Source organism: Jiangella alba, from assembly GCF_900106035.1.
Lineage (GTDB): Bacteria > Actinomycetota > Actinomycetes > Jiangellales > Jiangellaceae > Jiangella > Jiangella alba.
Genome location: NZ_FNUC01000001.1, coordinates 1 through 24171, shown reverse-complemented (window position 1 = coordinate 24171; position 24171 = coordinate 1). Strand labels below are relative to the sequence as shown.

The window sequence follows — 24171 nt, the reverse complement described above, 5'->3', positions numbered from 1 at the left end:
CTCGACATACGTCATCAGCGCACCGAACGTGGGACAATGGTCGCCATCATGCCCAGACCCGGTGAGCTCACGCTCGTTCCCGCCCGGCGTGGCAAGCCGCCCCGCCATCTCGCCGACCTCGACGTCGATGCCCGCCGCCAGGCAGTGGCCGAACTGGGCGAGCAGCCCTTCCGCGCCGACCAGCTCTCGCGGCACTATTTCGCCCGCCACGTCAACGACCCCGCGCAGATGACGGACGTCCCGGCGGCCGTGCGCGACACGCTGGCGGCGTCGATGCTGCCCACGCTCACGACGGCGGTCAAACACCTCGAGACCGACGGCGGCACCACCCGCAAGACGCTGTGGCGGCTCTTCGACGGCGCGCTCGTCGAGAGCGTGCTCATGCGCTACCAGGGCGACCGGCCGCGGGTGACGCTGTGCGTGTCGAGCCAGGCCGGCTGCGGCATGAGCTGCCCGTTCTGCGCCACCGGACAGCAGGGGCTGACCCGGAACATGTCGGCGGCCGAGATCGTCGAACAGGTCGTGGCAGCCGAACGCATGCTGGCCGACGGAGAGATCGCCGGGGGAACCGGACGGGTCACCAACGTCGTCTTCATGGGCATGGGCGAGCCGCTGGCCAACTACAAGGCCGTCGTCACCGCCGTGCGCCGCATGACCGACCCCGCGCCGTCGGGGCTGGGCATCGGCCGGCGCGGGGTGACGGTGTCGACCGTCGGGCTGGTGCCGGCCATCGACAAGCTGGCCGCCGAGAACCTCGGCGTCCGGCTGGCGCTGTCGCTGCACGCGCCCGACGACGAGTTGCGCGACGAGCTGGTGCCGGTGAACACGCGCTGGAAGGTCGGCGAGGCGCTCGACGCCGCGCGCGCCTACTTCGAGAAGACCGGGCGGCGGGTGTCCATCGAGTACGCGTTGATCCGCGAGATCAACGATCACGCGTGGCGCGGTGACCTGCTCGGGAAGCTGCTGAACGAGCGCGGCCGCGGCTGGGTGCACGTCAACCCCATCCCGCTGAACCCGACCCCCGGCTCGAAGTGGACCGCGTCGAAGCCGGAGGACGAGGCGGCGTTCGTCGCCGCGCTGGAGGAACGGGGTGTTCCGGTGACCATCAGGGACACCCGGGGGAGCGACATCGACGGGGCATGTGGTCAGTTGGCTACCGTTGGTGATTAGTATGCATTGCGCTTTGCTCGGCCGGTCTCGGGGGATATCGGCTTCGCGAGTGGTGAGCTGGCTGGACTCGCCGCCCGCGGAATCGCCCGAAGCCGGCCGTTCTGTGTTCGGGAGGAGAGTGACACCTGGTGGCCGTCAGTCGCGAGCCTGAGTTCCGTACCACTCGTATGCGTGAGGGCTATGACCTTGACGTCGTCGACGACTTCGTCGATCTGGTGATCGACGCGCTCGATGGCCGGCCCGCGGGGCGCAGCGTGACGCCGGAACAGATCGAGGCCGAGGAGTTCAAGGTCGTCCGCATGCGCGAGGGCTACGTCATGGACGACGTCGACGACTGGCTCGACGCCGCCGCGTCCGAGCTGCGCACGCGTCGCAAGGCGGCCGCGCAGCAGTCGCAGCAGCACCAGCAGGTGCCGGCGAACGCGTACTCGCAGGGCGGGGGGCTCCCGCCGGGCACGCCCGGCCTGCCCGCGGGCGCGCCGTCCATGGGCGCGCCGGCCGCGCCTCCGGTGGCGCAGCCGCCCGCCGCGCCGCCGGTCATGCCGCCGCCCGCCGCCGCCGGCTACGGCCAGCCGCCCACGCCGGCCGGCCCGCCGTCGAACCCGTCCTACCCGGCGGGGTACTACGACACCTCGCACGGCACCAGCCAGTACGACACCCAGGCGTACGACCCGCTGACCGACTCCGCGGTGAGCGAGCTCGACCCCGTGCTGCGCGCGCTCGACCCGTCCTACGGCCAGTCGCCCCCGCCGGCGGCCGCGCCGCAGCCGCAGGAGCAGTACCAGCGGGCGCCCGAGCCGGCCCCCGAAGACTCCTCGCTGGCGCCGTCCAGCACGCCGTCCACCGGCCTGCACCACATCGAGATCTGGGTCCGCGACCTCGACGCCGCCACCCGCTCGTTCGGCTGGCTGTTCGAGCGGCTGGGCTGGACGCTGTTCCAGGCGTGGGAGAACGGCCGGTCCTGGCAGGCGCCGGGCGGCGGCCCGTACGTCGTCATCGAGTGCTCGCCCGACCTCAGCTGGGTCGCCTACGACCGCAAGGCCCCGGGCCTGAACCACCTGGCGCTGGCGGTGCCGGAACAGTGGATGGTCGACCGCATCGTGTCCGAGGCGCCGGCCTACGGCTGGCACCTCATGTTCGCCGACCGTCACCCGCACGCCGGTGGCCCGCACCACTACGCGGCCTACATGGAGAACGACGACGGCTACGAGGTCGAGGTCGTCGCACCCTGACGGAAACGATGCCGGGGCCTGGTGGCCCCGGCATCGCTGTCTCGTCCCTAGCGGCCGAGGTAGGCGCCGCCGTTGACGTGCAGGATCTGGCCGGTGACGTGCCCGGCGGCAGGCGCCGCGAGGTACTGGACGGCGGCCGCGACGTCCTCGGTGGTGCCCTCGCGCTTGGTCATGGTGTCGCCGACCAGGCGCTCGCGGCGGGCGTCGGTGAGGCGGCCGCGGAAGAACTCCGTCCCGACGGTGAGGCCCGGCGCGACGACGTTCGCCGTCAGGCCTCGCGGCCCGATCTCGGCCGCCAGCGACGCCGTCCACGCCTCGATCGCCGCCTTGGCCGCGCCGTAGTCGCCGCCGCCGCGCCGGGCCGCGATCGAGCCGATGGTGACGATGCGCCCGCCGGACGGCATCCGTGGCAGCAGCGCGGTCGTCACGAGCACGGCGGTCAGCACGTTGGCGTCGAAGTTGGCCCGCCAGGCCGCGGCCTCGGCGGCGAGGTCGCCGGGCTCGGGCGCCGGGTGGTCCATGCCGGTGTTGCCGCCGGCGGCGTTGACCAGGACGTCGATCGTGGCCGGCAACCGGTGCAGGGCCTCGGTGACGGCGGCCGGGTCGGACGCGTCGAAGTCGACGGCGCTGACCTTCCCGCCGAGCTCGGCGACCGTCTCGTCCAGCTTCGACCGCCGCCGCCCGGTGACCACGACGGAGTCGCCGGCGGCCGCGAAGCCCGCGGCCACGGCCCGTCCGATGCCGGTGCCGCCGCCCGTGACGATGATCGTGCGTGCAGTCATCGAAGAACTCCTTTAGTGCTAAAGTATCTGGCGATGACAGCGTACCCCGAACCACGCGACGACGGCTCCGACCGCATCCAGGCGGCCTGGCGGCGCGAGCTGCCCGGCGTGCCCGTCGAGTCGATCGGCGTCATCACGCGCATCTGGCGGGCGGGTCAGCTGCTCGCCGACGACCGCCGCCGCACGCTCGAGCGCCTGGGCATCGACAACCCGACGCTCGACCTGCTCAGCACGCTGCGCCGCAGCGGCGCACCGTACCGGCTGACGCCCGGGCAGATCGCCGCGCGCAGCTTCGTCACCGCCGGCGCCGTGTCGCAGCGCATCGCGCGCGCCGAGGCGGCCGGGCTGGTGCGGCGCGAGCGGTCCGCGGCGGACGGGCGCTCGGCGGTCGTCGTCCTCACCGACGAGGGGCGGGCGCTGAACGAGCGGGTCGTCGCCGACCTGCTGCGGCACGAGGAAACCCTGCTCGACGGCCTCGACGACGCTCAGCGCGCGGCGCTGGCGGAACTGCTCAAGACGCTGCTGGACGATCTGACCCGCCGGTTCGGCGCGGAGGACCGTCCGCCGCGCGACGGGGGAGACCAGCTACCGTAGCCCCCTATGAAGGTGCTGATCTCGGCCGACATGGAAGGGGCCACCGGCGTCACCTGGCCGGCCGACGTCGAGCCGGGGACGGAGCAGTGGCAGCGCTGCCGGGCGATGTTCACGTCCGACGTCAACGGCGCCATCGCCGGCCTGTTCGACGGCGGCGCCGACGAGGTGCTGGTCAACGAGGCGCACGCGACCATGCGCAACCTCCTGCTCGAGCAGCTGGACGAGCGCGCCACCATGATCACCGGGCGGCACAAGGCGCTGACGATGGTCGAGGGCATCCAGTCCGGCGACGTCGACGGCGTCGTCTTCCTGGGCTACCACGCGGGCGCCGGCGCCGAGGGCGTCCTGGCGCACACCTACCTCCCCAACTCCATCACCGGGGTCTGGGTCGACGGCGACCCCGCCAGCGAGGGCCGGCTGAACGCGCTGGTCGCGGCCGAGTACGGCACGCCGGTCATCCTCGTCACCGGCGACGACCGCGCCTGCGCCGACGCACTCACGTACGCGCCGCGGGCCCGCACCGCCGCCGTCAAGGACTACGTGTCGCGCTACGCGGCCCGCTGCCGCCCGCCGGCGCGCACGTTCGAGGACATCCGCGCCGAGGCGAAGGCGGCCGCCGGGCTCGCCGTCCGGCACGATCCGGCCACGGACCGCGGGCCGTACACCGTCGAGATCGAGGTCGACGCCACGCAGCTGGCCGACTTCGCCGGTATGGTCCCGACGGTGGAACGCGTCGCCGAGCGCCGGGTGCGCTACACCGCCGCCACCGCGCACGACCTCATCCGCTGCTTCAAGACGGTCACGACCCTGATCTCCAACGGCATCGAGAACCACTATGGCTGAGCCCGACGTCCTGACCCTCGCCGCCGACCTCATCCGCATCGACACCACCAACCCGGGCGACGGCACCGGCCGCGAGCGGCCCGCCGCCGAGTACGTCGCCGAGAAGCTGGGCGAGGCGGGCATCGACGCCACGCTGATCGAGTCGGCGCCCAACCGCGCCAACGTCGTCGCCCGCATCGAGGGCAGCGACCCCGGCCGCGACCCGATCCTCGTGCACGGTCACCTCGACGTCGTCCCGGCCGAGGCCGCCGACTGGTCGGTGCACCCGTTCTCCGGCGAGGTCCGCGACGGCATGCTTTGGGGCCGCGGCGCCATCGACATGAAGGGCATGGACGCGATGATGCTCGCCGTCGCGCGGGCCTGGGCGCGCGAGGGCCGCCGGCCGGCCCGCGACGTCGTCCTCGCGTTCACCGCCGACGAGGAGGCCAGCGCCGCGCACGGCTCGACCTGGCTGGTCACCAAGCACGCCGAGCTGTTCGAGGGCGTCACCGAGGGCATCAGCGAGTCCGGCGGGTACACCTTCCACGCCGAGGGCAAGCGGCTGTACCCCGTCTCCGCCGGCGAGCGCGGCACCGCCTGGCTGCGGCTGACGGCGCGCGGCCGGGCCGGGCACGGGTCGCGCGTCAACAGCGACAACGCGGTGGCCGCGCTGGCGGGTGCGGTGCACCGGCTGGCCGAGTACGAGTGGCCGGTGCGGCTGACGCCGACGGTGCGCGCGTCGCTGGAGTCCATCGGGGCGGCCCTGGGCGTGCCGGTCGACCTCTCCGACGTCGCCGGCACGGTCGCGCGGTTCGGCGAGGCGCGCGATCTGGTCGAGGCCGTCCTGCGCAACAGCACCAACCCGACGGTGCTGAGCGCCGGCTACAAGGTGAACGTCATCCCCGAGACCGCGACGGCGCTGGTCGACGGCCGCGTCGTGCCCGAGGCCCGCGACGAGTTCGAGGCCACCGTCACGTCGCTGACCGGGCCCGGCGTGAACTGGGAGTACGAACACTCCGAGGTCGCGCTGTCCGCCGACCCCGCGTCGCCGACGTTCGCCGCCATGGCCGCCGCGCTGCTGGCCGAGGACCCGGGCGCGCACGTCGTCCCCGTCTGCATGGCCGGCGGCACCGACGCGAAGCAGTTCTCCCGGCTCGGCATCACCGGCTACGGCTTCTCGCCGCTGCGGCTGCCGCCCGACCTCGACTACTCGGCCCTGTTCCACGGCGTCGACGAGCGCGTGCCCGTCGACGCGTTGGAGTTCGGCGTCCGGGTACTGGACCGATTCCTGACCACCTGACCTCGTCTTTTCGCTGGGAGAGTTCGTGCCCGAGACCGCACCGTACGGGAGCTGGCCGTCGCCGGTGACCGCCGAGATCGTCGCCGAGAACGACGGCCGGCCCGGCTGGGTGAGCTACGCCGGCGACGCGCTGTGGTGGACGCGGCCGCAGCCGACGGAGGGCGGACGGGTCGCGCTGCTGCGGCTGCCGCAGGACGCGGACGAGCCCGAGGTGGTGCTGCCGGAGCCGTGGAACGTGCGCACCCGCGTGCACGAGTACGGCGGGCTGGCGTACGTGGCGCTCGCCGACGGGTCCGCCGTGTTCGCCGAGTACTCCGACCAGCGGCTGTACCGGTTCGTGCCGGGCTCCGGCGCCGCCCCCGTGCCGCTGACGCCGGAGCCGTCCATCCCGTCCGGGCTGCGCTACGCCGAGCCGGTGCCGTCGCCGTCGGGGACCGAGGTGTGGTGCGTGCGCGAGGAGCACACCGGGCCGGGGCCGTCGGACCTGCGGCGGGCGCTGGTGGCGGTGCCGCTGGACGGGTCCGGCGACGTGCGGGTGCTGGTCGAGGACACCCGGTTCCTCACCTGCCCGCGGCCGTCGCCTGACGGCGGGCGGCTGGCGTGGATCGGGTGGGACCACCCGAACATGCCGTGGGACGGCACGGTCGTGCGGGTCGCGCCGGTGGCGCCGGACGGGTCCGTGGGCGCGCCCGTGACCGTCGCCGGCGGTGAGTCCGAGTCGATCCCGCAGATCGAGTGGGAGACGTCCGACGCGCTGATCGCCGCGACCGACCGGACCGGCTGGTGGAACCTGCACCGCGTCCGGGTCGACGTCGAGGGGGCCGAGCCCGAGCAGCTGTGCGAACGGGCCGAGGAGTTCTCCGGGCCGCTGTGGCAGCTGGGGCTGCGCTGGTTCGTGCCGATCGGCGAGGGTGAGGTCGCGGTGATCCGCGGCCGGGCGTCGGCGCGGCTGAACCTGCTCGACACCACGACCGGCCTGCTCTACGACCTGCTCGAGGACGCGCACACCGAGTGGGCGCCGACGCTCGCGGTCTCCGGGCGCACCGTCTACGGCGTCGCGGCCTCGCCGGTGTCGCCGTACGAGGTGGTGCAGGCGTCCGTCGGCGCGGTGTCGCCGGTGTCGCAGTCGACGCTGTCCGTGCCGGTGACGTCGCTGCCGCAGCCGCAGCCGCGGACGTTCGCCGGGCCGGGCGGGCGCGACGTCCACGCCATCGTGTACCCGCCGTCGGGGTCGCGGTTCGGCGGGGTCGGCGGGGAGAAGCCGCCGTACGTCGTGTTCGTGCACGGCGGGCCGACCGGCCGCGAGCCGATGGTGCACGACCTCGAGGTCGCCTACTTCACCAGCCGCGGCCTGGGCGTCGTCGAGGTCAACTACGGCGGGTCGACCGGGTTCGGCCGCGAGTACCGCGACCGGCTGCGCGAGCAGTGGGGCATCGTCGACGTCGAGGACTGCGTGGCGACGGCGAAGGCGCTGGTCGACGAGGGCTTCGCGGACGGCGCCCGGCTGGCGATCAGGGGCGGGTCGGCCGGCGGCTGGACCGCGGCGGCGGCACTGGCGTTCACCGACGTGTTCGCCTGCGCGACCATCATGTACCCGGTGCTGGACCTCGTGGCGTTCCGCACCGGTGAGACGCACGATTTCGAGTCGCAGTACCTGGAGGGCCTGGTCGGGCATTGGCCGGAGACGGAGGAGCGGTACCGCGAGCGGTCGCCGATCAACGTCCCGGAGAAGTTCACGGTCCCGTTCCTGCTGCTCCAAGGGTTGGAGGACGAGGTCTGCCCGCCCGGCCCCACGGCACGGTTCGCGGAGCGGGTGGCAGAGCTCGGGGTGGAGCACGAGTACATCGCCTTCGAGGGGGAACAACACGGCTTCCGACGCAAGGAGACGATCGTGACCGCACTGGAGAAGGAACTCGCGCTGTACGCCAGGGTCTTCGGGTTCACCGCCTCGTGACCGGGCGGCCGTCGATGGTGCCGGTGGGTCCGTCCGTGGTGCCGCTGCGCCGGCCCCGCCGCCTGGTCGAGGGCGACCGCGTCGCCGTCGTCGCACCGGCCGGTCCGGTGCCCAAGGACCGCCTGGACGCCGGCTGCGCGATCCTGCGCTCCTGGGGCCTGGACGTCGTCGTCATGCCGCACGTGCTGTCCGTCCACCCCTCGTTCGAGTACCTCGCCGGCACCGACGCCGAGCGCGCCGCCGATCTGCAGGAGGCCTGGTGCTCGCCGGACTTCGCGGCCGTGCTGTGCGCGCGCGGCGGGTACGGGGTGCAGCGGGTGTCCTCGCTGCTCGACTGGGGCGCGATGGCCGCGGCCGCGCCCAAGGCGTTCGTCGGCTACAGCGACATCACCGCGCTGCACTCGGCCTTCGCCCGCCTCCTGGGCGTCGCGACGCTGCACGGGCCGATGATCGCGGCCGAGGCGTTCGTCACGTCGGGCTCCACCGCAGACGGGCTGCGGTCGATGCTGTTCGGCGGCGAGGCCGGGACGGTGCTGACGTCGCCGTCCGCCCGGGCCCTGGTCCCCGGCGTCGCCTCAGGCGTCACCGTCGGCGGGTGCCTGGCGCTGATCGCCGCCGAGCTCGGGACGCCGACCGGGCTGCCGTCGGCCGCCGGGGCGCTGGTCCTGCTGGAGGACGTGGGGGAGAAGGCGTACCGGCTGGACGGGTTCCTCACGCATCTGCTGCGGTCCGGCTGGCTGACCGGCGCGGCCGGGATCGCCCTCGGGTCCTGGCACGACTGCGAGCCGGTGGAGCACCTGATGCTTGACCGGCTGGGCGGCCTCGGCGTCCCCGTGCTCACCGATCTCGGCTTCGGCCACGGCCCGTCGTCGATCACCGTTCCGCTGGGGGTGCCGGCGACGCTGGACGCCGAGGCGGGGACGCTGACGCTGGACGCGGCGGCGCTGTCGTAGCACGTATGTAGCACCAGCGCCGGTGGCCGACCTGATTCCCCACCAGCCGGGAGCACCCGCCCGTACCTGGCCGACCCTCGGCGAGGTGCAGGAGGCGTTCCGCCGGTTGCCGCCGATCGACGCCGAGCGGTGGGCGGCCGAGCGCCGGGCCGACGACGAGATCTTCGGGCCGGACGATCCGCTGACCGACGAGTGGGAGCGGGCCAAGCGGCGGTGACCTCCCGCGTCATGCTCGACACCTCGGTCGTGATCGACTTCGGTTCGCTCGACCTCGGGGCCTACGCTTCCGCACCTGCCGCGCTGAGCACCGTCACCATCGCCGAGCTGTCCTACGGTCTCGACGTCGACGATCCGGTCGAGCGGCTGGCCCGGAGCCGTCGGCTGGAACGGGCGCAACTCGCGACCGCGGCGCCTCGATCTGCAGATCGCCGCGACCGCCGCCGTGCACGAGCTGCCCCTGCTGACCCGCAACCCCGCCGACTTCGCCGACGTCGTCCGGCTGCTCGAGGTCGTCGAGATCTGAGGCGCTCGCGGGCCGCGGCCGCTATCGTCGCGTCCTGTGAGCGCGTTGCTCTGGGGCCTGCTGGCCAGCTCGTCGCTGATCATCGGTGCGCTGATCGTCATGGCGCGCCCGCTGCCGCAGCGGGTGGTGGCGCTGATCATGGCGTTCGGCGCCGGTGTGCTCATCAGCGCCGTCGCGTACGACCTCGTCCAGGACGCGTTCGAGCAGAGCAACGGCCGGGTGCTGCTCGCCGGCCTGGCCGCCGGCGCCGTCACGTTCTACGTCGGCGACCTGCTGATCGACCGTCTCGGTGGCGCGGACCGGAAGCGCTCGACCGGCGTGCAGGCCGGTGGCGCGGGCGCGGCGATCGCGTTCGGCACCGTCCTCGACGGCATCCCGGAGTCCGTGGTGCTCGGCACGACGCTGGCCGGTGGCGGCGGCGTCAGCGTGGCGATGCTGGCCGCGGTGTTCGTGTCGAACCTGCCCGAGGCGATGTCCGCGTCGGTCGGCCTGCTGAAGTCCGGCACGTCCCGCCGCTCCGTCCTGCTGCTGTGGGTGGGCACCACCGCCATCGCCGGCGTGGCGTCATGGGCCGGCTGGTACTTCGTCGGCTCGTCGGGCGGCGGCACGGTGGCGCTGGTGCAGGCGTTCGCGGCGGGCGCCCTGCTGACCATGCTGACCGACACGATGGTCCCCGAAGCCTACGAATTCGGCGGCCCGTCGACGGGGTTGGTGACGGTGCTCGGGTTCAGCGTGGCGTTCGGGCTGAGCACCCTCGCATGAACGTCAGCGCGGCCGCCCGTGGAGCAGCGGATTCCCGACCTCGAGGTGGCGCAGGACCTCGTTGACGTCGGTGGAGCCGGCGAGGCCGAAGTCGCGCGCTTCGATGACCACGCGGTCGGCGCAGACGTCGATGGTGAGGCCGCGGTTGATGTCCCGCGTGACGACCTCGCTGATGCCGCTGGTGTTCTCACCTCGGGCGTCCCATTCGACGTGCATGGCGCCGGTGTTGACGGCGAGGAACCCGTCCGGGTGGCCGCCGGGGACGCGGCGCCGGACGGCCCAGTCGCCGAGCTCGAACGGGTAGTGGGTGTGGCCGGTCAGGAAGATCACGTTCGGGTGGTCGCCGAATAGCGCGGTCAGCTCGTCGTTGCGGTCGTACGACTCGTGGTACCAGGGGATCCACGACGCGGAGACGGTGTCGCCCAGCGGGAAGTGGGCCATGACGAGCACCTGCTTCTTCCGCGCGGCCCAGTGGTCGAGCCGCCGGTCCAGCCACTCGACCTGCTCGTCGGACATCCCGACCTCGGGCGGACGGGGGAACTCCTGCCCGATCACCAGCACCGGCACCGAGCCGCCGCGCCCGGTGAGGACGTACTCGCCGTACACCTCGTCGCGGCCGGCGAAGTCGAGGAACCGGTCGCGTAGCGTCTCCCACGACTCGGCCGCGTAGCTCTCGTGGTTCCCGATCGCCGCCACCAGCTGCTCCGGCATGATCCCGTCGGCCGTGGCCCCGGCCACGACGTCGTCGATCTGGCGCCATTCGGCGGTGGTCCCGGTCGGGACGATGTCGCCGGCGATCAGCAGCCCCGCGGCGTCGGGGCGGACGGCGTCGAGGTCGCGCAGGCCGTGGGCGAAGTCGCCCGGGTGACCCTGGATGTCGCTGACCACCCAGAGCGACGTGGCCGCGTTCAGCGACGGCGTGGGCGTGGCCGTCGTGCGGACCGAGACGCTGTCGATCGCCCAGTACCAGGAGTTGCGCGGCGCGTCGAGACGCCACCGGAAGACGGCCTGCCGCGCGCCGGAGGGCACGCTGAAGCGCAGCGCCTCGGTGCTGTTCGCGAGGTCGCCGTCGTAGTCGTTCGTGGTGTTGGTGGCGTCGTAGCGCAGCAGCGTGGTCTCCTCGCCGCTGCCGTCGAACTCGACGGTGACGGTGGCGGACTGGCCGGTCCACGGCCGCAGGTGCGAATCGAAGGTGAGCTCCAGCTCGGCGTGCCCGAACACCCGGACCGGCCGCGAGACCAGCGTGGTGTCGAACCGTTCGGCGGCGCCGGGGGCGTCGTCGTACTCGTCGGAGTCGGCGACGGCGATGACGTCGTCCGCGCGGCCGAACCGGAACCGCAGCTGGTCCTCGGCCGCCGTCCAGTACTCGCGCGTGGTGAACGACCAGCCGCGCCAGTCGTCGACGCCGCCGGCCTCCATCTCGGGCGCGACCTCGACGGCCCAGCCGCGGGGCGGCTCGTGCGTGTAGCCGTCGCCGGCGACCGCGCCGGACAGGCCGTTGAAGCTCTCGCGCCACAGGATCTGCCGGCCCAGGCGCGACTCCTCGGCGACCGCCGTCGTCTCCATGACCGCCAGCGGGGCGGCCACCGCGGCGCTCATCAGGGCCGCCGTCACAGCTGCGCGTCTGCGCGCTCGGATCGTCATGGCCGGACGGTAGGCGGCCCAGGTGACCACCGGCCGGGGAGTGGGCGACGAGGAGATGACGAGCGGCCGTCATGCCCGTTGTGAAAACTTGCCCACTGAGAAGATTTGCGTGATGTGCAAGAAGTCAGTTAGTGTCATCTTGCGGACGGGGCAGGCTGGTAGTTGCAGTCTCACATCGGAGTGGGTCGCGGCACACATCGCTCTCAGGCTGTTCACAGGTTTGCCGTGGTGTTCTGACGTCGCTCTTCTCACACGCTTGGAGTCTTTGGTGGCGACATTCCTCTACCGGCTCGGCCGGTTCTCCTATCGGCGCCGCGGGGTGGTGCTGGCCATCTGGCTCGGCCTCGTCGCGCTCTTCGGGGTGGGCGCCTCGACGCTGTCCGGGCCCACGTCCGACACGTTCTCCATCCCCGGCACCGAGTCCCAGGAGGCGTTCGACCTCCTCGAGGAGCGGTTCCCCGGCGGCAACACCGACGGCGCCACGGCGCGCGTCGTGTTCGCCGCGCCCGAGGGCCAGACCCTCGACGACCCCGCCAACCAGGCCGCCGTCGGCGACGTCCTGGCCGAGCTCCAGGCGGCGCCGCAGGTCGCCGACGTGCCCGACCCGTTCGAGATCGGCACCGTGTCCGAGGACGGCACCATCGCGTTCTCGCAGGTCACCTACGCCGTTCCGTTCTTCGACCTCACCGACGAGGCGCGCGAGGCGCTCACCGAGGCCGCCGAGGGCGGTCGCGACGCCGGCCTGACGGTCGAGCTCGGCGGCGAGGCGGCCATGAGCGACGAAGAGCCGGCCGGCACTGAGATCATCGGCATCGGCGTCGCCGCCGTGGTGCTGATCCTCACGTTCGGCTCGCTCATCGCCGCCGGCCTGCCGCTGATCACCGCCATCCTCGGCATCGTCATCGGCATCTCCGCCATCACAGCGGCCAGCGGGTTCATGGACATCGGGTCCAGCACTCCCACGCTGGCGCTCATGCTCGGCCTGGCCGTGGGCATCGACTACGCGCTGTTCATCGTGTCGCGCTTCCGGCACGAGCTGGCCGTGGGCCGCGACGGCGAGGAGGCCGCCGGTCGCGCCGTCGGCACGGCCGGGTCCGCGGTCGTGTTCGCCGGGCTCACCGTCATGATCGCGCTGGCCGGCCTGTTCGTCGTCAACATCCCGATGCTGACGGAGATGGGCCTCGCCGCGGCGCTCACCGTGGGCGTCGCCGTCATCATCGCGCTCAGCCTGCTGCCCGCCCTGCTCGGCTTCGCCAAGCACCGGGTGCTGGGCGGAAAGATCCCCGGCCTGCGCCGCATCCGCGAGCGGGCCACCGACGACGACAGCTTGCCCACCCTGGGCCGGCGCTGGGTGAACCTGGTCACGCGACGGCCGGTCGCCGTGCTCACCATCGCCGTCGTGGGCATGCTGGCGCTGGCGGCGCCGCTGCTCGACCTCCGGCTCGGGCTACCCGACGAAGGCAGCTCGTCGCCCGACAGCACGCAGCGCAAGGCCTACGATCTCACCGTCGAGGGCTTCGGCCCCGGCTTCAACGGCCCGCTCATGGTGGTCGTCGACGCGTCCGGCAGCCCCGACGCGCAGGCCGCCGCCGACTCCGTCGCAGCCTCGCTCGAGAGCTTCGACGGCATCGCCACGGTCACGCAGCCCGTGCCCAACGAGGCCGGCGACACCGCCATCATCAACGTCGTGCCCGAGTTCGGCCCGGGCAGCGCCGAGACCGAGGATCTCGTCGGCGACATCCGCGACCAGATCGGCGCCGTCGGCGAGGAGTCCGGGGCGGACGTGACAGTCACCGGCACCACGGCCATCAACATCGACTTCTCCGAGCGCATGACCGAGGCGCTGCTGCCGTACCTGGCGCTCGTGGTCGGGTTGTCGTTCGTGCTGCTCATGCTGGTGTTCCGGTCGGTGCTGGTGCCGCTGAAGGCCGCGCTGGGCTTCCTGCTCACCATGGGCGCCACGTTCGGCGCCATCGTCGCGGTTTTCCAGTGGGGCTGGTTCAACGGCCTGCTGGGCATCGAGCAGACCGGGCCGATCATCAGCATGCTGCCGATCTTCCTCATCGGCGTCGTGTTCGGCCTGGCCATGGACTACCAGGTGTTCCTGGTGACGCGCATGCGTGAAGAGCACGTGCACGGCGCGGCGCCGAAGGAGTCGGTGGTCATCGGCTTCCAGCACGGCGCCAGGGTGGTCTCGGCCGCCGCGCTCATCATGATCAGCGTGTTCGCCGCGTTCATCTTCGGTGGCGAGGACGTCATCATGCAGGTCGGCCTCGCGCTGGCGGCCGCAGTCGCGTTCGACGCGTTCGTCGTCCGCATGACCATCGTGCCGGCGGTCATGACGCTGCTGGGCAGCCGGGCCTGGTTCCTGCCGCGCTGGCTGGACCGCCTGCTCCCCAACGTCGACGTCGAGGGCGAGAAGCTGGCCCGCCAGCTCCGGGAGGAGCCCGAGCCGCAGCTGGAAGCGGCGCAACGCTAGACCCCCCGGTGAAAAGAGGACGGGCGGCCGGACGGAGAGGTCCCGGCCGCCCGTCCGCCTGTCCGGCGCGGGGTGTGGTGCGGGGGAGGTGACTTGACGGCCACCTGTTGGCGCCCAGGTCACCACCCCGGATCAGACCTCGGCCGGACCCGGCTGGTCTGCAACTTTTCTTTCTCAGAACTTTTGCGGTCTCTGCAATTTTTCGGTAAACTATTTGACATGACAGCCGAAGTGGGTCTGCGTGAGCGCAAGAAGGCGGCCACCCGCGCCGCCCTCGCCGGCGCCGCCAACCGGCTCGCCGTCGAGCTGGGGGTCGAGCACGTCACCGTCGAGGCCATCGCGGCCGCCGCCGACGTGTCGCCGCGGACGTTCCACAACTACTTCTCCAGCCGCGAAGAGGCCATTGTGGCCTCGATCATCGACTGGGCCGAGCGACTCACCGACGAGATCGAGGCGCGGCCGGCCGACGAGCCGATCTGGGACAGCCTGCTGGCGGTGTTCCTGGGGTCGGTCGAGGACGGCGCCGCCGCGCACGCCCGCATGATGGCGCAGATCGAGATGGTGCTGGCCCATCCGTCGGTCATCGCGAACCAGCTGGCCGCGCTCGACACCATGCGCCGCCGGTTCGCCGAGGTCGTCGCCGTCCGCACCGGCACCGACACCTCCCGCGACCTCTACCCGCACCTCATCGCGGGCGGCGCCGGGCTCGCCTTCAAGACGGCCGTCGACATCTGGGCCGCGGGGCCGCCCGAGCGGTCCCTGCACGAACTGGTCGCCGACGGGTTCGCGCAGATCAGGAACGGGCTGCCGCAGCCGGGTCGGTGACGGTCAGGGCGTAATGACAGGCCACCTGGGTGGCCGTCCCGCCGGCCAGGACGCCGGGGTCCGTGCCGCGGCAGGCGTCGTCGACGGCGGCGGCCGCCGCGGCGCCCGAGGCGAGCACCGGGCAGCGCAGGTGGAACCGGCAGCCGGACGGGATCCGGGTCGGGTCGGGCGGCTCGCCCTGCAGCACGACGGGTGACCCCGGCGCGTCCGGCAGCACCGACAGCAGCGCCTGCGTGTACGGGTGCTCCGGCGCGGTCAGGATCTTCTCCACCGGCCCGGTCTCGACGATCCGGCCCAGGTACATGACGGCGACCCGGTCGGCGATGTTCCACGCCAGCCCGAGGTCGTGGGTGACGACGAGCGCGGCCAGCCCCAGCTCGTCGCGCAGCCGCAGCAGCAGCGCCAGGATCTCGCCGCGCACCGACGCGTCGAGGGAGGCGACCGGCTCGTCGGCGACGATCACGTTCGGGTCCAGCACCAGCGCGCCGGCGATGACGACGCGCTGCCGCTGCCCGCCGGACAGCTCGTGCGGGAAGCGCAGGAAGAACCGCTCCGGCGGTCGCAGCCCGGCCCGCGACAGCGCGTCCGCCACCCGCTCCCGCTCGTTCGGCACGTCGCCGTGGATGCGCAGGCCTTCGGCGACGGCGTCGTACACGGTGTGCCGCGGGTTCAGCGAGCCGCTCGGGTCCTGCAGGACGAGCTGGACGTCGCGGCGGAACGCCTTGAGCGCCTTCGATGCGTAGGCCAGGGGAGTGCCGCGGTGCAGCACCCGGCCGGACGTCGGCTTCTCCAGCCCGAGCAGCGTCCGCGCCAGCGTCGTCTTCCCGCACCCGGACTCGCCGACCAGCGCGACGATCTCACCGGGCGCGATGTCGAGGTTGACGCCGTCGACGGCGCGGGCCCGGCCGCCGCCGCGGCGGGCCTCGAACTCGACGTGGACGTCTTCGGCGGCCAGGATCGGCGCGCTCTGCATCGGCTCGCTCACGCGGACTCCTTCGCCACCAGGGACAGCCCGTCGTCGGGGAGGACGCGGACGCAGGCGGCCCGTCGCTCGCCGTCGCCCGCGGGCCACAGCGCCGGGTCGACGGCGTCGCAGTGGTCCAGCCGCACGGCGCAGCGCGGATGGAACGCGCACCCGGACGGCAGCTCGGCCGGGTCGGGCGGGTCGCCGGCCAGCCCCTGCGGCCGCCGCCGCGACGCCGGGTCGCCGATGCGCGGGAACGCCGCCGCCAGCGACTCGCCGTACGGGTGCCGCGCCGCGCCGAACACCGCCGCGGCCGGGCCCTCCTCGATGATCCGCCCGGCGTACATGACGGCCAGCCGGTCGCAGGTGTCGGCGAGGACGGACAGGTCGTGGCTGATCATCAGCAGGCTGATGCCCTGCTCGGCGACGAGCGACTCGATCAGCGTCAGGATCTGCGCCTGGATCATCACGTCCAGCGCCGTCGTCGGCTCGTCGGCGACGATCAGCCGCGGGTCGCAGGCCAGCGCCATCGCGATCATCACCCGCTGCCGCTGCCCTCCGGACAGCTCGTGCGGGTACGCGTCGGCGCGCCGGGCCGGCAGGCCGACGTGCTCCAGCAGCTCGCTCGTCTTGCGCCGGACCTCGGCGTCGGTGGCCTTCGAGTGCAGCCGGATGGGCTCGGCGATCTGCGCGCCGATGCGCTGGACGGCGTTCAGCGAGTGCATGGCGCCCTGGAAGACGATCGACGCGCCGGCCCAGCGGACCGCCCGCAGCCGCCCCCACCCCATCGTCAGGATGTCCTCACCATCGAAACGTATTTCACCGGTATAGCGGGCGGTCTTCGGCAGCAGCCGCAGCAGCGCCAGCGCCATCGTCGACTTGCCGCAGCCGGACTCGCCTGCCAGCCCGAGCTTCTGGCCGGCCTCCAGCGCGAACGACACACCGCGGACGGCCGGCACGTCGCCGCCGGCGGTCCGGTAGGTCACGGTCAGGTCCTCGACCTCCAGCAGGGCCATCAGCGGCGCTCCCTCAGCTTCGGGTTCAGTACGCCCTCGATGGCCCGGCCGACCAGCGTGAACGCGAGCACGACCAGCACGATCGCGATGCCTGGCGGCAGGATGTACCACCACATGCGGGAGCTGACGGCGCCGACGTCGCGGGCCGCCTGGATGGTCGCGCCCCACGACGCGGTCGTCGGGTCGCCCAGCCCCAGGAAGGCGAACGTCGACTCGATCAGGATCGCCTGGCCGACCATCAGCGTCGTCTGAGCCAGCACGATCGGCATGACGTTCGGCAGCACGTGGTTCGTCATGACGTGCAGGTGCCCGCCGCCCAGCGCCTTGGCCCGCTCGATGTACGGACGCGCCTCGACGGCGAGCGTCTGGGCGCGCACCAGGCGGGCCGTCGTCGGCCAGGACGTCACCCCGATCGCCACGATGATCGTCGTCAGGCTGCGGCCCAGGACCGCGGCCAGCACGACACCCAGGACCAGCGACGGCATCACGAGGAACCAGTCGGTCACGCGCATCAGCACCATCGACGGCCAGCCGCCGAAGTGCCCGGCCAGGATCCCGAACAGGGTGCCGAACGTGATCGAGATGAACGTCGCCCAGAACCCGACCGTCAGCGAGACCCGCGATCCCCAGATGATCAGGTCCACCATCGAACGTCCGGACCGGTCGGTGCCCAGCGGGAAGTCGGCGCTCGGCCCCTCCAGCGGCGATCCCGGCGGACGGGTGACGCTGAGCGCGTTGTCGGGGGTGATGACCGGCGCGAGCAAGGCCGTCAGCACGAACAGCGCCAGCACGACCAGACCGAACACGCCGGCCCGGTTCTGCCGGAACTGCGACCAGAATCGCGCGACGGTGCGCCGCCGCCGCGCCCACACCAGCCCGTTCACGGCCGCACCCGGGGGTCGAGGACGGGGTAGAGCAGGTCGGCCAGCAGGTTCATGAGGATCACCGCCGCGGAGAACAGGATGAACAGCCCCTGCACGAGCGGCAGGTCCGGCACGCTCAGGCCGGAGTAGAACAGCTGGCCCAGGCCCGGCCAGCTGAAGATCGTCTCGACCAGCACCGCGCCGAACACGACGAAGCCGAGGTTGACGAAGATCAGCGTGACGGTCGGCAGCAGCGCGTTGGGGACGGCGTGCCGGCGGCGCACGATGACGTCGCGCAGGCCCTTCGCGCGCGCCGTCACGATGTAGTCGCTGCCCATCTCGTCCAGCAGCGACGACCGCATGATCATCAGGTATTGCGCGTACACCACGGCCACGAGTGTGACCAGCGGCAGCACCATGTGGTGGGCGATGTCGGGGATGCGCTCCCAGCCGGTGACGCCGGTGCTCTCCATGCCGCTGGTCGGGAACCAGCCGGCGCCGGAGGCGAACACCACGATGAGGATCAGGCCTAGCCAGAAGCTCGGCACCGACCACAGCGTCAGCGCGACGCCGGTGTTGACGCGGTCGCCGAGGCTGCCGTGGTTCCAGGCGCCCCGGACGCCCAGCCACAGGCCGAGCGCCGCCGAGATCACCACGCTGGTGCCGACCAGCAGCACCGTCGGCCACAGCCGGTCGGCGATGAGGTCGGTGACCGGCCGGTTGAACTGGAACGACTCGCCGAAGTCCAGCCGCAGCGCGCCGGTCAGGTACGACCAGAACTGCTCGGCCACCGACTTGTCGAGGCCGAAGTCGCGGCGCAGCTGCTCCTGCTGCTCGATGCTGACCGGACGGCCGTGCGTCATCGTCCGCACCGGGTCGCCCGGGATGACGCGGAACAGGAAGAAGCTCGTCAGGATGACGGCGAAGAGCGAGATCAGCGACCCGCCGAGCTTCTCTCCGTAGTACCGGAGCCGGCGCCGGACGCCGGACCGGTCCCGCACGCTCTGGGAGAGCTGCGGGACCGGCGCGGTCGGCAGCGCCGAATCAGCCATCCGGCCCCTACTCGCGGTCGTCGGCGGCGGAGCCGCGACGCCGGAGCAGCAGCACGATCAGGCCGAGGACCACCACGGCCGCGGCGACGATGCCGATGATCAGGCCGGTGTTCGAGCCGCCGTCGTCGCTGCTGCCGCCGTCATCGGAGCCGCCGGCGGCGTCGTCCTCCTCACCGACGGGGACCGCGGACCACCAGCTCCAGTAGCCGTCCTGGCCGTAGTAGTTGCCGCCCGGGTCCGGCTGCGGGGTCATCGAGGCGATGACGTCGCTGCGGTAGGCCTCGAGTGCGTCGGCGTAGCCCCAGACCACGAAGACGTTGTCGTCGTACAGCGTCTGCTGCATCTCCTTGACGATCTCCGCGCGGGCGTCGACGTCGAGCTCGGACAGCTGCTCGGTGTAGAGCTGGTCGTAGGCGTCGTTGCAGTAGTAGGCGTCGGACAGGTACGGCCCGCCGAGCTCCGTCGGGAGCCCGCTGCACAGGTTGATCGAGAGGACGTAGTTCGGGTCCGGGTTGACGTTCCAGCCGGTGGTCAGGATGTCGTAGGTGCCCTCGTCGAGCAGCGAGCCGACCTCGGAGACCGGCTCGACCCGCAGCTCGATGCCGGCCTCCCGGGCCCATTCGGCCATCATCTCGGCGGCCTGGATGTACTGCGGGTTGTCGCCGTGCACGTTGAAGCGGAACGACAGCGGCCGCCCGTCCGGGCCGACGCGGATGCCGTCGCCGCCGGGCGCGTACCCGGCCTCGTCGAGCAGCCGGTTCGCTTCGTCGATGTCGAACGCGGTCGCCTCGTCGCCCTGCGGCTCCCAGTGGAAGGTGTCGTAGCGCGACGGGATGTAGCCGCCGTTGGCCTCGCCGAGGCCGCCGTACGCGACCTCGTAGATGGCGTCGCGGTCGATGGTGTGCACCAGCGCCTCGCGGACGACCGGGTCCTGCAGCGCCGGGTGCCCGTCGCCGAACGGGGTCCCGTCCTGCAGCCGGGCGCCGGGGTTCAGCGTGATGCCCTGGAACCGCTTGCCCTTCGCGGCGCTGACGGTGATGTTCTCCTCGCTCTGCAGCGCCTGGTACTGCGCCGGCGTCAGGTTGAAGACGAAGTCGACCTCGCCGCTGCGCAACGCCTCGACCTGCGCGTCGGGGTCGTCGATGTAGCGCAGGATCAGCTGGTCGAACTTCGGCTCGCCGCGCCAGTAGTCCGGGTTCGCCTCGAGGGTGATCGACACGTTCGGCTCGTACGCGGTGAGGATGAACGGGCCGTTGCCGACGATCGGGAACTCGGTGTCGTTGTTGAACGCCCCGAAGTCGTCGACCTGCGACCAGATGTGCTCCGGCAGGATCGGCACGTCCAGCGCGAGCATCGTCACCTGCGGCTCGTTGAGGACGATCTCGACGGTCTGCTCGTCGGTGGCGGTGACGGAGGCGAAGTTCTCGACGAAGTTGCCGTTCGCCTCGGCGGCGGCCGGGTCGGTCATCATCGTGTTGAACGTCCACGCGACGTCCTCGGCGGTGACCGGCTCCCCGTCCGTCCAGGTGGCATCCTCGCGGATGTGGTAGGTCCAGGTGAGGCCGTCCTCGGAGGTGTCCCAGGACTCCGCCAGCGCCGGGACCGTCTCACCGGTCTTCGGGTCATAGTTGGTGAGGAAGTCGTACATCCAGCGGCCGATGTTGGTCGTGAGCAGCCGCACCGCGATGAACGGGCTCAGCGAGTCGACCTCCTGCGCCACGGCGATCGTCAACGACGTCGGCTCCGCGTCGTCGGTCGCCTCCTCGGTGGCGGCGTTCGCGGGCAGCCCGGCCGCCGCCAACCCGGACACGGCCAGCCCGGCGGCCGCGATGCCGGCGGCGAACCTCGCGGCCCTCCCGCGGCGGGCGCCTGACGCTCTCTCGGAGTGCGTCCGGTGCGTTCGGACGCGGGGAACGGATGTCGCCATGAAGGTACCTCGCATTCGACACGCAGAGAATCGCGCTTGTAGACCTATTGGCCGGTTGGTCTACCACTGGCCTGGATGTGGCGTCAATGGTCTGGACCTCTGGTGCGACTGAATGTCCTGCGGCCTTTGCGGGATCGAGACCGAACGGCAGATCTTCCCGTGACGCTGGAAACATTCCGGACATTCCACTGCTTGGCGCGGAAACGGCTGGAAACGGGCGCGTTGGTGTGGATCCTGCTGGCTCGCCGCGCCCTCGCCGTCCGCCGACGGGTATCCGGTGGCCTGCGGCGGGCGTGGCGGCGGTGGTGCCTTCTCGCGCGACTTCTCCACTCTCGACGACGCGGGACGCCTCCGCCGGCCGGCCAGCGGCGTGTCCCGGCTCCCGCCTCAAGATCATCCAGGATTTAGGGCGTGATCACGACCCAAATCCTGGATGATCATGAAAACTGCGCGTGATCGGTCGCAGCGCGCCAGCCATGGTCAGTGGGTGGCCAGCGGACCGGGACCAGCGGGGGAGCCGGTCGCCGAAGTGCCACCCACGGCCAGTGAGCGGCCAGCGGGCGGGGACCAGCGGGGGAGTCGTCGCCGAAACGCCACCCAGCAAGGGCGAGTGGCCAGCGAACCATGACCAACAGCGGACCCGGTAGCCGAAGTGCCACCCACGGCCAGTGAGCGGCCAGCGGAGCTGAGGTGGCACAGAGGTAGGAGCCGGGCCCATTCTCCGGCCGGCCCCCTGACGCTGCTTGAACGGGGGCGCGGGCGGCCGGGTCAAGCGGTCCTCCGTCGCGCGAAGCGCCAAGCAAGAGGTCCGCTTGAGGCGGCCTCCCGCGCTCCCGACAATGAAGAGCAGCAGGGGGCTGGCCAGCGCGGCGGGCCAGCCAACGAGAGCCCGGCGAACCGAGAACCCGGCGAACGAGCGAGCCGAGAAGCCTGCCACCGTACGTGGCCAACGCCGCACGGCACCGCCGCCCCGGCGCGGCTGGCCGAGAGCCGACGACCCGGCCAACCAACTGGACCGGCCATTCGGCGCGCCTGGGCCAGCGCGCCTGGGCCAGGGCGAGCGGGTGAGGGCGACTGGGCCAGGGCGGCCGTTGAGCGGCGCGCGGTTGAGAGGCGAGCGGTGAGGGGCGGCGGCCGGTGAGGGGCGGTGGCCGGTGCGGGGCGAGGGGGAGCGGTGAGGGTGAGCGGGCGAGGGGAGCGGTGAGGGGCGAGCAGCGCGGGGTGGCCGGTGACGGGAGAGCAGTGAGGAGCGACGGCGAGCGGCAGGGGCGCACGACTCACCCTCCTCTCAGGTTCCCCGTGGAGAATGGGTCCATGCCAAGCGTCCGCGACGTCGTCATCCTGGGTTCGACCGGGTCGGTGGGCACGCAGGCCATCGACGTCATCAGGCGGAACCCGGACCGGTTGCGGGTCACCGGGCTGGCCGCGGGCGGGTCCGATCCGGGGCAGCTGGCCGAGCAGGCGCTGGAGGTGGGCGCCGAGACCGTGGCCGTGGCGAAGGCGGGCGCCGCCGAGGACCTGCTGCTGGCGTTCTACGCCGAGGCGCGCAAACGCGGCTTCGAGGAGGGCAAGTACCGGGTCCCGAAGGTCCTCGCCGGCCCCGAGGCGGCGGCGGAGTTGGCGGGCACGCAAGAGGCCGACGTGGTGCTGAACGCCATCACCGGGTCCATCGGCCTCGCCCCCACGCTCGCCGCGCTGGAGTCGGGCCGGACGCTCGCCCTGGCCAACAAGGAGTCGCTCATCGCCGGCGGCCCGCTGGTGAAGCAGCTGGCCAAGCCCGGCCAGATCGTCCCCGTCGACAGCGAGCACAGCGCGCTCGCCCAGTGCCTGCGCTCGGGCAGCCCGCAGGAGGTGCGCAAGCTCGTCCTGACGGCGAGCGGCGGCCCGTTCAGGGGGCGGACGCGCGCGCAGCAACAGAACGTCACACCCGAGCAGGCGCTCGCGCACCCCACCTGGAACATGGGGCCGGTCGTCACCATCAACTCCGCGAACCTGGTCAACAAGGGCCTGGAGCTGATCGAGGCGCACCTGCTCTTCGACGTCGCGTTCGACGCGATCGAGGTGGTGGTGCACCCGCAGTCGATCGTGCACTCGATGGTCGAGTTCACCGACGGGTCGACGATCGCGCAGGCGAGCCCGCCGGACATGCGCATCCCGATCGCCGTGGCGCTGGGCTGGCCGGACCGCGTCCCCGACGCCGCGCCTGCGTGCGACTGGACGAAGGCGTCGACGTGGGAGTTCGAGCCGCTCGACAACGCGGCGTTCCCGGCGGTCGAGCTGGCCAGATCGGCCGGCATCAGGGGCGGCCTGGCCCCGGCCGTCTACAACGCCGCGAACGAGGAATGCCTGGCCGCGTTCGTGGCCGGACGGCTGCCGTTCGTGGGCATCGTCGACACCATCGACCGTATCCTTGACGAGTACGGTGGTGGTGACGCACGCAGCGTCGACGACGTGGCGGCCGCGGAGCACTGGGCCAGGGCCCGGGCGCGCGAGCTCGCCGGATCGGAAGAGGAACACTGATGGACCTGCTCGCCGTCGTCGGCATCCTGCTGTTCGCGGTCGGGCTCGTCGTCTCGATCGCGCTGCACGAGATCGGGCATCTCGTGCCCGCCAAGCTGTTCGGCGTCAAAGTCAGCCAGTACATGATCGGCTTCGGCCGCACGGTGTGGTCGCGCAAGCGGGGCGAGACGGAGTACGGCGTCAAGGCCATCCCGCTGGGCGGCTTCGTCCGCATGATCGGCATGTTCCCGCCCGAGCCGGGCGGCGACGGCAACACGCTGCGGCAGTCCAGCACCGGCCTGTTCCAGACGATGGCCCGCGACGCCCGCACCGCGTCGCGCGAGGAGATCGGCCCCGGCGACGAGGACCGCGTCTTCTACCGCAAGGCGTGGTGGAAGAAGCTCATCATCATGCTCGGCGGCCCGGCCATGAACGTCGTGCTGGCCATCGTGCTGGCCGGCGGCGTGCTGATGACGTTCGGCAACCCCGACAAGCCGGTGTTCGCCCCGGTGGTGAGCGTCGTCAACGAGTGCGTCATCCCGGCGTCGGAGAACCGCACCGAGTGCGCCGGCACCGACCCCGCCGCGCCCGCCGCCGCGGCCGGCCTGCTGCCCGGCGACCGCGTCCTCGAGATCGAGGGCAAGGCCGTCACCACCTGGACCGAGGTCTCCGCCGCCATCCAGGACGCCGGCGCCGGCCCGATGCCCATGGTCATCGAGCGCGACGGCCAGCGCATGGAGCTCGCGCCCGACCTCATCATGGCCGAGCGGCCCGACCCCGACGGCCCCGAGGGCGCCACCGTCGACACCA

20 protein-coding genes are annotated in these 24171 nt (G+C 72.3%); 13 read left to right on the top strand and 7 right to left on the bottom strand.

The annotated features are described in order from the left end of the window. Positions 1-48 precede the first annotated feature (48 nt). Positions 49-1170 (top strand): dual-specificity RNA methyltransferase RlmN, encoded by a 1122-nt coding sequence (gene rlmN, locus BLV02_RS00110; protein WP_069114048.1) that lies wholly within the window; start codon positions 49-51, stop codon positions 1168-1170. Between the two features lie 167 nt (positions 1171-1337). After that, positions 1338-2402 (top strand): VOC family protein, encoded by a 1065-nt coding sequence (locus tag BLV02_RS34840; RefSeq protein ID WP_083289064.1) that lies wholly within the window; start codon positions 1338-1340, stop codon positions 2400-2402. Positions 2403-2449: 47 nt separating this feature from the next. On the opposite strand, the gene BLV02_RS00095 is transcribed toward BLV02_RS34840, so the two are convergent. Continuing rightward, positions 2450-3184 carry an SDR family oxidoreductase gene (locus BLV02_RS00095; RefSeq protein WP_069113920.1) on the bottom strand — a complete coding sequence of 245 codons (735 nt, stop codon included), beginning with the start codon at positions 3182-3184 and terminating at the stop codon, positions 2450-2452. 33 nt (positions 3185-3217) lie between these two features. On the opposite strand from BLV02_RS00095, the gene BLV02_RS00090 reads away from it, so the two are divergent. From BLV02_RS00090 to BLV02_RS00055, 7 genes are all read left to right on the top strand, one after another. Beyond that, positions 3218-3778: a MarR family winged helix-turn-helix transcriptional regulator gene (locus BLV02_RS00090; RefSeq protein WP_069113919.1), complete on the top strand. Its 561-nt coding sequence runs from the start codon at positions 3218-3220 to the stop codon at positions 3776-3778. Between the two features lie 6 nt (positions 3779-3784). Then, positions 3785-4621 carry a M55 family metallopeptidase gene (locus BLV02_RS00085; RefSeq protein WP_069113918.1) on the top strand — a complete coding sequence of 279 codons (837 nt, stop codon included), beginning with the start codon at positions 3785-3787 and terminating at the stop codon, positions 4619-4621. Continuing rightward, on the top strand, positions 4614-5900 hold the full coding sequence (locus BLV02_RS00080) for a M20/M25/M40 family metallo-hydrolase (RefSeq protein WP_069113917.1): 1287 nt from the start codon (positions 4614-4616) through the stop codon (positions 5898-5900). Before BLV02_RS00085 ends, BLV02_RS00080 begins: the two co-directional genes overlap by 8 nt. Before the next feature lie 25 nt (positions 5901-5925). Beyond that, positions 5926-7854 carry a dipeptidyl-peptidase 5 gene (locus BLV02_RS00075; RefSeq protein ID WP_216094472.1) on the top strand — a complete coding sequence of 643 codons (1929 nt, stop codon included), beginning with the start codon at positions 5926-5928 and terminating at the stop codon, positions 7852-7854. A 14-nt stretch (positions 7855-7868) separates the two neighbouring features. Continuing rightward, positions 7869-8807 carry a S66 peptidase family protein gene (locus tag BLV02_RS00070; RefSeq protein ID WP_069114046.1) on the top strand — a complete coding sequence of 313 codons (939 nt, stop codon included), beginning with the start codon at positions 7869-7871 and terminating at the stop codon, positions 8805-8807. Between the two features lie 22 nt (positions 8808-8829). Then, positions 8830-9024 carry a hypothetical protein gene (locus BLV02_RS00065; protein ID WP_074946026.1) on the top strand — a complete coding sequence of 65 codons (195 nt, stop codon included), beginning with the start codon at positions 8830-8832 and terminating at the stop codon, positions 9022-9024. A 342-nt stretch (positions 9025-9366) separates the two neighbouring features. Further along, complete coding sequence (locus tag BLV02_RS00055; RefSeq protein ID WP_069113915.1) at positions 9367-10092, top strand: ZIP family metal transporter; 726 nt, start codon at positions 9367-9369, stop codon at positions 10090-10092. 3 nt (positions 10093-10095) lie between these two features. Here the strand turns inward: BLV02_RS00055 and BLV02_RS00050 are convergent, their stop codons facing one another. Continuing rightward, on the bottom strand, positions 10096-11736 hold the full coding sequence (locus BLV02_RS00050) for a metallophosphoesterase family protein (RefSeq protein ID WP_216094470.1): 1641 nt from the start codon (positions 11734-11736) through the stop codon (positions 10096-10098). A gap of 268 nt (positions 11737-12004) precedes the next feature. Between BLV02_RS00050 and BLV02_RS00045 the strand changes: the two genes are divergently transcribed. Together BLV02_RS00045 and BLV02_RS00040 are read left to right on the top strand one after the other, a co-directional pair. Then, entirely contained in the window at positions 12005-14215 is a 2211-nt protein-coding gene (locus BLV02_RS00045; protein WP_069113914.1) for an MMPL family transporter, read from the top strand. A gap of 219 nt (positions 14216-14434) precedes the next feature. Beyond that, positions 14435-15040 (top strand): TetR/AcrR family transcriptional regulator, encoded by a 606-nt coding sequence (locus BLV02_RS00040; RefSeq protein ID WP_069113913.1) that lies wholly within the window; start codon positions 14435-14437, stop codon positions 15038-15040. Here the strand turns inward: BLV02_RS00040 and BLV02_RS00035 are convergent. Genes BLV02_RS00035 through BLV02_RS00015 form a run of 5 tightly spaced genes read right to left on the bottom strand, consistent with a single transcriptional unit; the run spans position 15009 to position 20862 of the window. Further along, positions 15009-16013 (bottom strand): oligopeptide/dipeptide ABC transporter ATP-binding protein, encoded by a 1005-nt coding sequence (locus BLV02_RS00035; RefSeq protein WP_069114044.1) that lies wholly within the window; start codon positions 16011-16013, stop codon positions 15009-15011. The genes BLV02_RS00040 and BLV02_RS00035 overlap by 32 nt on opposite strands. Positions 16014-16021: 8 nt before the next feature. Next, entirely contained in the window at positions 16022-17020 is a 999-nt protein-coding gene (locus tag BLV02_RS00030) for an ABC transporter ATP-binding protein (RefSeq protein ID WP_069113912.1), read from the bottom strand. Continuing rightward, the gene (locus tag BLV02_RS00025) at positions 17020-17904 is read right to left on the bottom strand and encodes an ABC transporter permease (protein WP_069113911.1); all 885 of its coding nucleotides are present in this window, start codon (positions 17902-17904) and stop codon (positions 17020-17022) included. Before BLV02_RS00025 ends, BLV02_RS00030 begins: the two co-directional genes overlap by 1 nt. Beyond that, complete coding sequence (locus BLV02_RS00020) at positions 17901-18935, bottom strand: ABC transporter permease (RefSeq protein WP_069113910.1); 1035 nt, start codon at positions 18933-18935, stop codon at positions 17901-17903. Before BLV02_RS00020 ends, BLV02_RS00025 begins: the two co-directional genes overlap by 4 nt. Positions 18936-18942: 7 nt before the next feature. Next, positions 18943-20862 carry an ABC transporter substrate-binding protein gene (locus tag BLV02_RS00015; RefSeq protein WP_069113909.1) on the bottom strand — a complete coding sequence of 640 codons (1920 nt, stop codon included), beginning with the start codon at positions 20860-20862 and terminating at the stop codon, positions 18943-18945. 1314 nt (positions 20863-22176) lie between these two features. Here BLV02_RS00015 and dxr point away from each other — a divergent pair. Together dxr and BLV02_RS00005 are read left to right on the top strand one after the other, a co-directional pair. Beyond that, positions 22177-23382, top strand: coding sequence for a 1-deoxy-D-xylulose-5-phosphate reductoisomerase (gene dxr, locus BLV02_RS00010; RefSeq protein ID WP_069113908.1), 1206 nt, complete (start codon positions 22177-22179; stop codon positions 23380-23382). Continuing rightward, a partial coding sequence (locus tag BLV02_RS00005) for a M50 family metallopeptidase (RefSeq protein WP_176986508.1) occupies positions 23382-24171 on the top strand: 790 nt, incomplete at its 3' end. The genes dxr and BLV02_RS00005, both read left to right, overlap by 1 nt.